At 71.9% G+C, this 11,513-nt stretch carries 9 protein-coding genes; 5 read left to right on the plus strand and 4 right to left on the minus strand.

Annotated elements, in window-relative coordinates:
• Positions 1–762: nitrate- and nitrite sensing domain-containing protein (locus AWZ10_RS07625; protein WP_279616617.1), on the minus strand; the 762-nt coding region annotated here is incomplete at its 3' end.
• Positions 763–1,141: 379 nt separating this feature from the next.
• Here AWZ10_RS07625 and AWZ10_RS07630 point away from each other — a divergent pair.
• Positions 1,142–1,927: a protein phosphatase 2C domain-containing protein gene (locus AWZ10_RS07630; RefSeq protein ID WP_046707661.1), complete on the plus strand. Its 786-nt coding sequence runs from the start codon at positions 1,142–1,144 to the stop codon at positions 1,925–1,927.
• A 24-nt stretch (positions 1,928–1,951) separates the two neighbouring features.
• Here the strand turns inward: AWZ10_RS07630 and AWZ10_RS07635 are convergent, their stop codons facing one another.
• Together AWZ10_RS07635 and lon are read right to left on the minus strand one after the other, a co-directional pair.
• Positions 1,952–2,446 carry a MarR family winged helix-turn-helix transcriptional regulator gene (locus AWZ10_RS07635; protein ID WP_046707662.1) on the minus strand — a complete coding sequence of 165 codons (495 nt, stop codon included), beginning with the start codon at positions 2,444–2,446 and terminating at the stop codon, positions 1,952–1,954.
• A gap of 706 nt (positions 2,447–3,152) precedes the next feature.
• Positions 3,153–5,561 (minus strand): endopeptidase La, encoded by a 2,409-nt coding sequence (gene lon / locus AWZ10_RS07640; protein ID WP_060890735.1) that lies wholly within the window; start codon positions 5,559–5,561, stop codon positions 3,153–3,155.
• 349 nt (positions 5,562–5,910) lie between these two features.
• Between lon and AWZ10_RS07645 the strand changes: the two genes are divergently transcribed.
• Positions 5,911–6,561 carry a GNAT family N-acetyltransferase gene (locus AWZ10_RS07645; protein WP_060890736.1) on the plus strand — a complete coding sequence of 217 codons (651 nt, stop codon included), beginning with the start codon at positions 5,911–5,913 and terminating at the stop codon, positions 6,559–6,561.
• A gap of 363 nt (positions 6,562–6,924) precedes the next feature.
• On the opposite strand, the gene AWZ10_RS07650 is transcribed toward AWZ10_RS07645, so the two are convergent.
• Entirely contained in the window at positions 6,925–7,794 is an 870-nt protein-coding gene (locus AWZ10_RS07650) for a rhomboid-like protein (protein ID WP_408997579.1), read from the minus strand.
• Positions 7,795–8,398: 604 nt separating this feature from the next.
• Here AWZ10_RS07650 and AWZ10_RS07655 point away from each other — a divergent pair.
• From AWZ10_RS07655 to AWZ10_RS07665, 3 genes are all read left to right on the plus strand, one after another.
• Positions 8,399–9,088, plus strand: coding sequence for a spermine/spermidine synthase domain-containing protein (locus AWZ10_RS07655; protein ID WP_060890737.1), 690 nt, complete (start codon positions 8,399–8,401; stop codon positions 9,086–9,088).
• Positions 9,089–9,219: 131 nt separating this feature from the next.
• Positions 9,220–9,957, plus strand: a complete 738-nt coding sequence (locus AWZ10_RS07660) for a response regulator transcription factor (RefSeq protein ID WP_046709344.1) — start codon at positions 9,220–9,222, stop codon at positions 9,955–9,957.
• A 65-nt stretch (positions 9,958–10,022) separates the two neighbouring features.
• Positions 10,023–11,174, plus strand: coding sequence for a sensor histidine kinase (locus AWZ10_RS07665; RefSeq protein WP_046709343.1), 1,152 nt, complete (start codon positions 10,023–10,025; stop codon positions 11,172–11,174).
• Positions 11,175–11,513: the final 339 nt, after the last annotated feature.

Below are 11,513 nucleotides of genomic sequence, written 5' to 3' on the forward strand. Positions count from 1 at the left end.
CGCGTCGGCGGCCGAAGCGCCGGTCGTGGTGGTGGGCAGCCCGGTGACGGGGTCGACGACCGTCCGGGTGGTCGTCGGGACGCTGAGCGCGGCGACGAGCAGCCCGCGGGCGGCGGCGGCCTGCTGGACGGCGGTGTCGAGTTCGGCGAGCGCGTAGGCGCCGCCGCCCGCGCGGGGCGGCAGTTGCTCGGCCAGTTCCTCGGCGAGGGCGTGGAGCTCGGTGACGACGGCGGTGTACGCCGTGTGCGCTTCGAGAGCGGTGCTCTTCCCGGAGAGCGCCGCTTGCCGTATGCCGGCGATGGACTCGGCGCTCTCGGTGGTCTCCCGCATCGCGGCGGAGGTGCCGGTGCCCGCGCTCAGTTCCTCGACCTGGGTGTCGACACGGTCACTGCGCTGCTTGCTGGGCACGGACGACTTGGGTCGCCCGGCGGCGATGTACGCGGTGACCTCGTCGCGTTCGTCGGCCAGCGCGTGCGCGAGGGTGAGCGTCTCCTGGGTCTGTCCGGCGAGCGTGACCAGGCTCTGGGTGTCGCGCAGTTGCTCCGAGGCGGCGAGGATCGAGGGCGCTCCCGCGCCCGCTACGGCGGCGGCCACGACGGCCACGGCGACGATGAGCCGGTTGCGTACGCGCGCCTTCCGCCCGGTGCCGACGGGGGCCTGCGCCTGTGCCGTCCCCGGTTGGTTCGGGGAGGCCGCGGAGGCCTTCGAGGCTGCCTGCTTGTCTGCGCGCCGAGGCCGCGTCTTCTGCACCGGTGCTCGCATTCCTGACTCGTGTACCCATGGGCCGGGGTGACGATCCGTCGACCACTCACATGACGTATGTCCTGTACAGCCGTCCCCCCGGTACGGCTCCCGACCCTCCCAGTGCCGGTGGGCAGTGGTCCCGCATCATCAGTCCCGCCACCCGAAGGAGTGAACATCGCAGGGGAGTTGGCGGGCAAGTTCTTCCGGCTCGTGCCGCTGTCCCGCACCTCGGGCCGGTTGGACGTCGGCGACGCGCTTTGACAGTATTCGCCGCCGCGCTTCACCGCTCACGATCATTCCATGCCAAACCCGGCTCCCCTCCTGGAGGGTCCGGGTCGTACGACGACCGTTGTCGGCCTTTCACGGATCTTGTGGCGGGCTCGTGCAGACTGGCCGAATGCGCACCGAACTCGTCTCGGAGCCCGGCGACCCTCTCCGCCCCAACGAGGACTTCGCGTCGGTGGCCCTGCCCGCGGGGGGACAGGGCGGCGCCCTCGTCGTTCTCGACGGCGTGACCCCGCCGCCCGACGGCTACGGCTGTCGACATCCAGTCGCATGGTTCACTTCCCGCCTCGGCGGCACCCTGACCGAACTATCCGTTTCGGAGCGGGATGTACCGTTGCCCGACGTGCTTTCACAGGCCATTTCCCGTACCGCCCTGGCACACGCCCAAACCTGTGACCTTTCTCACCCACGAACCCCGCAGGCCACGTTGGCCCTCGCCCGCTGGTCGTCGACGGACGTGGAGTACCTGGTGTTGTCGGACTCTGCCCTGCTGATCGAACGACCGGACGGCACGGTGACGGCCGTACTGGACGACCGTCTGTCCCTGCTGCCAAGGGCCGCCCTGGCCACGGCCGCGAGCGTCGACTCGACCCTCCGGAACAGGGAGGGCGGCTTCTGGACGGCGGCCGCCGATCCCGCCGTGGCCGCTCGGGCGGTGACGGGAACAGTCCCCCGCGAGGAGGTCCGCTCGCTGGTCGCGCTGACGGACGGCGCGAGCCGCTGGGTGGAGAAGTTCCGCGAGGGCGGCTGGTCGGACTGCCTCACCTTCGTGCGGAAGGCGGGGGCGCACGGCCTGGTGCAGCGGGTGCGGGAGCTCGAAGTCATTGACGTGGAACGCGCGTTCCTCGGGCGCGGCAAGAGGCACGACGACGCGAGCGTGGTGTTCGTGGAGTTGTGAGGGCTTCTCCGCCCTCAGTTCTCCTCAGCTCTCCACGCCTCGGTTCAGCTGGTGCAGCAACTGCGCCAGTTGGGCCACCTCGTCCCGGTCCCACCCCGCGAGCTGCCGTACGTACGCGACCCGGCGGGCGTCCCGGACCGCCCGGAAGCGGGCCCGGCCCTCCTCCGTGAGATGGACGAGCCAGGCGCGGCCGTCGGCGGGGTCGGGTTCGCGGGCGATGAGGCCGAGGTGTTCCAGGGCGCGGAGTTGACGGGACATGGTGGCCTTGCCGACGCCGATGTAGGCGGCGAGTTCGGTGGCGCGGAGGCGGCCGGCCTCGTCGAGGCGGGCCAGCAGCCCGTAGGCGGCGGACTCCAGGTCGGGGTGGACGGCACGGGCCATCTCCCCGGACTTGGCGCGGGCCCGCCGCAGCAGGACCGTCAACTCCCGTTCCAGTGCCAGGAACGCCTGGTCCATACCGCCCGTCGGCATGCCGGCCCCGGCACCACCGCCGTCGCCGTTTCCGCCCTCGTCGTGCACGTCAGCGCTCCTGCTTTCCGATTCCGGGTTCCTGAAGGTTTCCGCCAGGGCCGCCGTGGCGGGCAGCGCCGTTCAGTATTTCGCAGCCACGGACCGACACGGACCGCCTCGCCCTCGCGGGCGCTTCCGCAGGGTGTGCCGGGCCGGCTTCTCGGCCCGCGTGCCCGTCGGCCCATGGGAAAGGCCCGGGTCTCCCTCACGGGGGACGACCCGGGCCTTCACCGTCCGGCGGGCGTCCGTCACACCACCACCGGAGCCTTGGGGGAACGCCGCACGGAGGTCGGACGGGGGCCGAGCGGCCGACGGAGCCTGACGAACCACCGCCCGGGTCCACTGCGGGCCCGGTGGGGGCTGGTCGCGCAGTTCCCCGCGCCCCTGAAAGATCAGGCCCTTGCGGGCCTGAAAGGCCATGACCCTACGGGCCCGAAAGGCGACCGGGCCTACGGGCCCGAGGGTGATCGGTCTGCAGGTCCGAGAGCGACCGGCCTGCGCGCCCGAGGGTGATCGGTCCGCGGGCCCGAGAGCGACCGGCCTGCGGGTCGAAAAGCACGGGGCGCAGCCCCTGCTTTTCAGGGGCGCGGGGAACTGCGCGAGAAGCCCCCACCGGACCCGCGCCCGCCCACGAACCGGACCACCGTCGGCCCACCCCCGGAGAGCCGCCTCCGGGGCCGGGCCGACGAAGCCCGGAGGACCGCCGCCCCGGCGGTCACGCGGCCACCGGCACCTCCACCCCCGCCCCCGCCGGGGCGAGCGCCAGCTCCAGCACCTGGCGGACGTCGGTGACCGCGTGGACGTCGAGCTTGTCGAGAACCTCGGCGGGGACGTCGTCGAGGTCGGCCTCGTTCCGCTTCGGGATGATGACGGTCGTGACGCCGGCCCGATGCGCGGCGAGCAGCTTCTGCTTCACGCCGCCGATGGGCAGCACCCGCCCCGTCAGCGAGACCTCACCGGTCATGGCCACGTCGGTGCGGACGAGCCGCCCGGACAGCAGCGAGGCGAGAGCCGTCGTCATGGTGACGCCGGCGCTCGGGCCGTCCTTGGGGACCGCGCCCGCCGGGAAGTGGATGTGCACACCCCGGTCCTTCAGGTCGGCGACCGGCAGCTCCAGCTCCGCGCCGTGCGAGCGGAGGAAGGAGAGCGCGATCTGCGCGGACTCCTTCATCACGTCGCCCAGCTGGCCGGTCAGGGTCAGCCCCGCCGCGCCCGTCTCCGGGTCGGCGAGCGACGCCTCGACGTACAGCACGTCGCCACCCGCGCCGGTGACCGCGAGCCCGGTCGCGACACCCGGCACGGCCGTACGCCGCTCCGCCGGGTCCTGGGCCGACTCGGGCACATGGTGCGGGCGCCCGATGAGCCCGCGCAGATCCCCGTCGGTGACGGTGAACGGCAGCTCCCGCTGCCCCAGTTCGTGCTGGGCCGCGACCTTGCGCAACAGCCGCGCGACCGACCGCTCCAGGTTCCGTACGCCCGCCTCGCGCGTGTACTCACCGGCGAGCCTGCGCAGCGCGCTCTCGTCGAGGACGACCTCGTCGGCGCCGAGCCCGGCCCGGTCCAGCTGCCGGGGCAGCAGGTGGTCCCGGGCGATGACGACCTTCTCGTCCTCCGTGTAGCCGTCCAGCCGGACGAGCTCCATGCGGTCGAGCAGCGCCTCGGGGATCGCCTCCAGGACGTTGGCCGTGGCCAGGAAGACGACGTCGCTCAGGTCCAGCTCGACCTCCAGGTAGTGGTCCCGGAAGGTGTGGTTCTGCGCGGGGTCGAGGACTTCGAGCAGCGCGGCGGCCGGGTCGCCCCGGAAGTCGGAGCCGACCTTGTCGATCTCGTCGAGCAGGACGACGGGGTTCATGGAGCCCGCCTCCTTGATCGCCCGGACGATCCGACCGGGCAGTGCGCCCACGTACGTACGCCGGTGCCCGCGGATCTCCGCCTCGTCCCGAACGCCGCCGAGCGCGACCCGGACGAACTTCCGCCCCATCGCGTGGGCCACGGACTCGCCGAGGCTGGTCTTGCCGACACCGGGCGGCCCGACGAGCGCGAGCACGGCACCGCCGCGCCGCCCGCCGACGACGCCCAGCCCCCGGTCCGCACGTCGCTTGCGCACCGCGAGGTACTCGGTGATGCGCTCCTTCACGTCCTGCAGCCCGGCATGCTCGGCGTCGAGCACCCGCTGGGCGCCCCGAATGTCGTAGGAGTCCTCGGTCCGCTCGTTCCAGGGCAGTTCGAGCACGGTGTCGAGCCAGGTCCGGATCCAGCCGCCCTCGGGCGACTGGTCACTCGACCGCTCCAGCTTGTCGACCTCCTTGAGCGCGGCCTCCCGTACCGTCTCCGGCAGAGCGGCGGCCTCGACGCGTGCCCGGTAGTCGTCGGACTCCTCGCCGTCCTGCTCGCCGTTCAGCTCACGCAGCTCCTTGCGCACGGCTTCGAGCTGCCGGCGCAGCAGGAACTCGCGCTGCTGCTTCTCGACGCCCTCCTGGACGTCCTTGGCGATGGTCTCGGCGACGTCCTGCTCGGCGAGGTGGTCACGCAGCTGCTGGGTGGCGAGCTTCAGCCGGGCGACGGGGTCGCCGGTCTCCAGGAGCTGGATCTTCTGCTCGGTGGTGAGGAACGGCGAGTACCCGGAGTTGTCGGCGAGCGCCGACACGTCGTCGATCGCCTGCACCCGGTCCACGACCTGCCAGGCGGCGCGCTTGCGCAGCCAGCTGGTGGCAAGTGCCTTGTACTCCTTGACGAGTTCGGCGACCTGCCCGGGCAGCGGATCCGGCACGTTCTCGTCGACGCTCGTCCCCTCGACCCACAGGGCGGCGCCGGGCCCGGTGGTCCCGGCCCCGATCCGCACCCGGCGAACGGCGCGGATGAGTGCCCCGGGATCACCGTCGGCCAGCCGTCCGACCTGCTCGACGGTCCCGAGCACACCCGTGCCCGCGTACGCCCCGTCGATCCGCGGCACCAGCAGCACCTTCGGCTTCCCCGGCTCCGCGCGCGCCGCGGCCTGCGCGGCCTCCACCGCGGCCCGTACATCCGTGTCATTGAGGTCCAGCGGCACCACCATTCCCGGCAGCACGACCTCTTCGTCGAGCGGCAACACGGGCAGGGTGAGCGGTGCGGAGGTCGATGCCATGATCTCTCCCTAGGCAGTCAAGTTGAGCTATGCCGACTCAATGCACGTGAGCCGAGGAATGTTCCCCAAGAGGCGGCCCGTTCGCTGTGGGCGATCAGCCGCCGCCCCGCACACTCCTGCCGAAGACCCTGTGAGCCCCAACGCGCGGCCGGAGCCCTGGAATCAGGGCCGGCCGTCCGGATCGGGGCACACGACACACGGGCGCTTCCCGCCCTGCGCATCCCCGACTCCCCCGCCTGCTCTCCGAACGGGGTGGACGGCCGGCCAACCCCTCGGCGGGGATCGCACCCATCCCGATCCCTGTAATAGCCTTTAAGCAATCTCATCTATTACATGCGCGGGGGTTGCGGTGGACGGAATCGTGCGGGCCTGGGTCGACGGATGGGTCGTGTCGCGCGGTGCCGCGCCCCCGGTGGTCGAGCCGTGGGGGTGCACGATCGACATGGGAATGGCCCACCACGTCACCCGCCACGTCTTCGCGGCGACGAACGACGAGGTGGAGGAAGCGACGGTCCGCAAGGTCGCCGACGCCGTCACCGGGGCCGGGATCTGGCTCAAGGTCTTCGCGGAATCGTCGAAGGTCGGCCCCTGGCTGGGTGAGGGCTGGTGGGTCGACCCGGAACCGGGCTGTCTGATGTCCGTACGGCTCAGGACGCACGAGGCCCCGGCCCCCGTCCCCGACGGCTATCGGCTCCACACCTGGACGTCCGGTGGCGTGACCCGGGTGATGGTCGCCGCGCCGGACGGCTCTCTGGCCGCGCGCGGCCAGATCGCCCCGACCGGAGCGACCGCGGTCGTCGACCAGATAGAGACGTCCCCGGACCACCGCCGCCGCGGCCTCGGCACGGTCGTCATGCGCACCCTCACCCGTGCCGCGCTCGAACAGGGCGCCGAGGTGGGCGTGTTGGGCGGAACGCCGGACGGGCGGGCGCTGTACGAGTCGCTCGGGTGGAGGGCGGAGGCGCCGCTGACGAGCGCGAAGTTCACGGGGCGGCCGTGACCGGCGGGCGGCCATGGCGGGAGGGCGTACGCGTTCCCCGGGCACCCGCCGACCGGCGCCCGCGCGACACGCGAGCCACCCAAGTTCCGGTCGCGCGACACGCCAACCACCCAAGTTCCGGTCCTGCGCCGCCTGACCGCTCGACATGCCGGGCAGCCGTGTTCCCGGACGCGGTCGTGAACGCGGAGGAGGCCGTCCGCCTACGGGGTCGTATCGACGCACCGCACGGAGGACGTGGAGGGCGCGTGCGACGACGTCACCGTCCTCTCCTCCGAGCGTCCTCCGAGCGCGTCGCCTTCCACCGGCCGGGCTCGGCGCCTTGGACGCCCTGGAAGCCGGGGCCGCCTTGGACGCGGCCGACGGCTACGCGGCGATCGTGGCGGCCCGATCCCGCCCCGCACCGGCCTCCGGGACCCCCCGGCCGCCCCGACCGGCCCTCCACCACCCACGCACAACCGGCCACGTCGCCACGCCGATGGCCAGGGACATCAGATGCCCCCAGTTCGTCATCGGGTCCGTGTACGCGATCAGGTCGTCCACCAGCATCCCGCCGAACCCCAGCAGAATCGGCCACCGCAGCCACGGCGGCAGCAGTCCCGCCAACGCGCCCACGCTCGCCGCCACCCCGAAACTGATGCCGTAGTCGAGGCGGTGGAGGGAGCTGTCGGGAAGGTGACCGGCCAGGACGGCCAGGCCCACCGGAACCTCGGTGGCGAGGGTGGCGAGGACGTGGCCCAGCAGGAAGACCCCGGCGGTACGCCACCCGCCGATCCGGCGTTCCAGCGCGGTCAGCACCAGCAGAAAAGCGAGGGCGTACGGCGAGGCGAGGCCACCCGCGACCCACAACGCGCTGGCGGACAGTACGAGCACCGGAGTCCGGACCAGGTGCGCCACGTCCGTGCTGGAGCCCTGGTGCAGCGCGTGCACCAGGGCCGGGTCGGCGTACTCGGCGACGAGCGAGGTCATCACCAGGACCCCGGCGTAGAAGAAGGTGAAGGGCGTGCCGACGGGGGTGGGGAGCAGCCGCCAGGGACGCGGGTACGGGGAGCGCGTGGGCCGGGCGGACGCGCGTCGTTCGAGCCCCGCGGGCTCCTGTTCCGCCACCCGCGCGGGCGCCGAACCCGGCTGCCGCGGGATGCCGTCGAGGACCGGCCCGACCGGCGACGGTGTGACGTCGGCCCGTGCCGCACCCGCCTCGGTCTCCACGGGCTCCACAGTCTCGGCGGCATCCAAGATGAGGCGCTCCTTCCGTTTCACCTCACCCTCGACGCCCCGATACGCCCTTGTCTGTGACCGGGGCCACCCCCGACGCGATTCACAGCAACCCGACAGCCGGGGCGACCCCCAACCCGACAGCCCTGCTTGCCCGGCAGCCCTACGAGACCACCGCGCCGAGGAGACCGTCGGCGCGAGCGAGTTCACGGCCCTCGACGACACGGCGCGGCCCGGCGCCGCCCGTTCCGCCCGGGTTCTTCGAGTCCTCTTCCCCTCGGGGTCACCGGCCTGCGTCAATCCGGAGCGACCGCCGTACTCCCGAGAGTTCGCCGCGAAGGCCGCCGCGCTCGTCACCGGCCACGGGCCCGCGACGCGGCCCTGCTCGCCGTGGACTTCGGACGGACGCGGGCCGAGGACCGGCCGCCTGCGAACTCCCGCGTTCCCTGGCGGCGGTGGAGGCGTCCCGCCCCGACGTGCCCGACGACACCGAGAACCCGGTCTTCCCGTACGGCCGCGGCCTGACGCTCCGGTCCTTCTCCGCTCGTGCTCCGATCGCGCCAAGTCGTCACCGGGGCGCCGTAATTCGGCAGCCCCCGCGCCACGGAGACGTAAGGATGGGCGGATGCCCATCATCGACGAACCCGAGGTCGGCGCACCCGAAGTCATCGACCGGCGCGAGGGCCCCTACGGCGAGGTCGTGCTGCGGCGGCACGGAAAGCTGCTGCAGATCATCGCCAACGGGTGCTTCCTGATGGACACCTCGGACGGACGCTCGGAACGGCTGCTGGTCGACGCCGCCCTCGACGCCCTGACCGGCCGTTCTCGGCCAAGTCTGCTGATCGGGGGTCTGGGTGTCGGCTTCTCGCTCGCACACGCCGCCGCGGATCCGCGCTGGGGAGCGATCACGGTTGTCGAACGCGAACCCTCCGTCATCGAGTGGCACCGCGCGGGTCCGCTGGCCGAGGTGTCCGCGGAAGCACTCGCGGACCCCCGTACGGACATCGTGGACGCCGATCTCGTCGCGTACGTCAATGAGACATCCGCCACGTTCGACGCGCTCTGCCTGGACATCGACAACGGGCCCGACTGGACCGTCTCCGAGGCCAACGAAAACCTGTACTCACCAGCTGGATTGGCAAGCTGCGCAAGGGTGTTGAGACCTGGCGGGGTACTTGCCGTGTGGTCGGCGCAACCTTCTGCGGAATTCGAGGAAACCTTGCGGAATGCCGGATTCCGGCAGGTGCGTACCGAAGAGATCGCGGTTGCCCGAGGAGTTCCGGACGTGGTGCACCTTGCGATCCGACCTGGATAGCCGTGGTGCGGTGACTGCCCGTACCCTGCTTTCCTGGCGCCGATCATTCAAGCGTCAATCGCAGTCATGCGCAGCCGTGCGTAGTCAAGGGATCACCCCACTGATTCCGGAAAGCAACACAGGGGCGGGCGATGGAGCAGACACACACCACCCACAGCAGCACCACAGCGACGCCGGGCGCACAGCGCCGGGTGCTCGTGGTCGAGGACGACCCGACGATCGTCGACGCCATCGCGGCCCGCCTGCGCGCCGAGGGTTTCGTCGTACAGACCGCGACGGACGGGCCGGCCGCGGTCGACACCGCGGAGGCCTGGCAGCCCGACCTGCTGATCCTCGACATCATGCTGCCCGGCTTCGACGGCCTGGAGGTGTGCAGGCGCGTCCAGGCCCAGCGGCCCGTCCCCGTGCTGATGCTCACCGCGCGGGACGACGAGACGGACATGCTGGTCGGGCTCGGCGTCGGCGCCGACGACTACATGACCAAGCCGTTCTCCATGCGTGAGCTGGCCGCCCGCGTGCACGTCCTGCTGCGCCGGGTGGAGCGGGCCGCGCTGGCCGCCACCACACCTCGCTCGGGCATCCTGCGCCTCGGCGAGCTGGAGATCGACCACGCACAGCGCCGCGTCCGGGTGCGCAGCGAGGACGTGCACCTCACGCCCACCGAGTTCGACCTCCTCGTATGTCTCGCGAACACCCCGCGTGCCGTACTCTCGCGCGAACAACTGCTCGCCGAGGTGTGGGACTGGGCGGACGCGTCCGGGACACGGACCGTGGACAGCCACATCAAGGCGCTGCGGCGGAAGATCGGCGCGGAGCGGATCCGCACGGTGCACGGTGTGGGGTACGCCCTGGAGACCCCGACCCCCTGAACCCGTGCTCGCACCGTGTGCGCAGGGCATACGCAGGCACGTAGGGACAGAGGGCTGGTGGCGTCATGAGCGGAGTCGGTGACCCGAGGTCGCGGAATCTCGGAGGCGCGCAGTCACGGAAGGGCGCGGGACCGCTCGGCGGTCTGCGTCCCTTCTCGATCAAGACGAAGCTCGGTGCGCTCGTCGTCATCTCGGTCCTGATCACGACCGGTCTGTCGATGATCGCGGTGCACACCAAGACGGAGCTGCGCTTCATCACGGTGTTCTCGATGATCGCCACGCTCTTGATTACGCAGTTCGTGGCGCATTCGCTCACGGCCCCCCTGGACGAGATGAACGCGGTCGCCCGGTCGATCTCGCGCGGCGACTACACCCGCCGGGTCAGCGAGAACCGCCGGGACGAGCTGGGCGACCTCGCGCACACGATCAACCTCATGGCCGACGAGCTGGAGGCCCAGGACCGCCAGCGCAAGGAGCTCGTGGCGAACGTCTCCCACGAGCTCCGCACGCCCATCGCCGGCCTCCGCGCGGTCCTGGAGAACATCGTCGACGGTGTCACCCAGGCCGACCCCGAGACGATGCGTACGGCCCTGAAGCAGACGGAACGTCTGGGCCGTCTGGTGGAGACCCTGCTCGACCTCTCGCGCCTGGACAACGGCGTGGTCCCGCTGCGGCGGCGCCGCTTCGAGGTGTGGCCGTACCTCTCGGGCGTCCTCAAGGAGGCCCAGATGGTCTCCTCGGCCCGAGGCGGCATCACCTCCGGCTCCGGCAACCACACCCGCACGGACGTCCACCTGCACCTGGACGTCCACCCTCCGGAGCTCACCGCGAACGCGGACCCGGAGCGCATCCACCAGGTCGTCGCCAACCTCATCGACAACGCGGTCAAGCACAGCCCGGCGCACGGCCGCGTCACGGTGAAGGCCCGCCGCGGCCCCACCCCCGAGTCCCTCGACCTCGAAGTCCTCGACGAGGGTCCCGGCATCCCCGAATCCGAGTGGCACCGCGTCTTCGAACGCTTCAACCGCGGCGCCGTCAGCTCCCCCCACGGCCCCGGCAGCGACGGCGGCACGGGCCTGGGGCTCGCGATCGCCCGCTGGGCGGTGGACCTCCACGGCGGCCGCATCGGCGTCGCCGAGTCCCCGAAGGGCTGCCGCATCCAGGTGCTCCTGCCGGGGGTGCCCGCACAGAACGCCCAGCGCCCGGCACAGGTCTGACACCACGTCCGAGGCGAAGCGAGCCTGTCACCCCACGGCCGACCCGCAGACCCCTGAGGGCTCCAGGCAACGAAGACCCTCGGGGACGGCAGACAACCGCACCCGCGAGCCTCTCCAGACCGCAGCCAACCACAGACTCTCGCAGCCACGCCCCAGGACCGCCTTCCGAGGCCACGGGCGAGGACGGGCTTCCGGGGCCTGGCCAACCGCAGGCTTTTCAGGGGCGCGGGGAACTGCGCGAGCAACCACACACGACCCGCACCCGACCACTCACCCACGCGCCAGGGGGTCTGGGGGCGCAGCCCCCAGGGACAGGAGGGGACGGGCGGTGGCGGCGGT

Source organism: Streptomyces europaeiscabiei (assembly GCF_001550375.1).
Classification (GTDB): domain Bacteria; phylum Actinomycetota; class Actinomycetes; order Streptomycetales; family Streptomycetaceae; genus Streptomyces; species Streptomyces europaeiscabiei.

Bases quoted from the DNA above. Each gene is read 5' to 3' on its own strand.
- AWZ10_RS07630 (WP_046707661.1), top strand. From the start codon at position 1,142: ATGCGCACCGAACTCGTCTCGGAGCCCGGCGACCCTCTCCGCCCCAAC.
- lon (WP_060890735.1), bottom strand. From the start codon at position 5,561: ATGGCATCGACCTCCGCACCGCTCACCCTGCCCGTGTTGCCGCTCGAC.
- AWZ10_RS07655 (WP_060890737.1), top strand. From the start codon at position 8,399: ATGCCCATCATCGACGAACCCGAGGTCGGCGCACCCGAAGTCATCGAC.
- AWZ10_RS07660 (WP_046709344.1), top strand. From the start codon at position 9,220: ATGGAGCAGACACACACCACCCACAGCAGCACCACAGCGACGCCGGGC.
- AWZ10_RS07665 (WP_046709343.1), top strand. From the start codon at position 10,023: ATGAGCGGAGTCGGTGACCCGAGGTCGCGGAATCTCGGAGGCGCGCAG.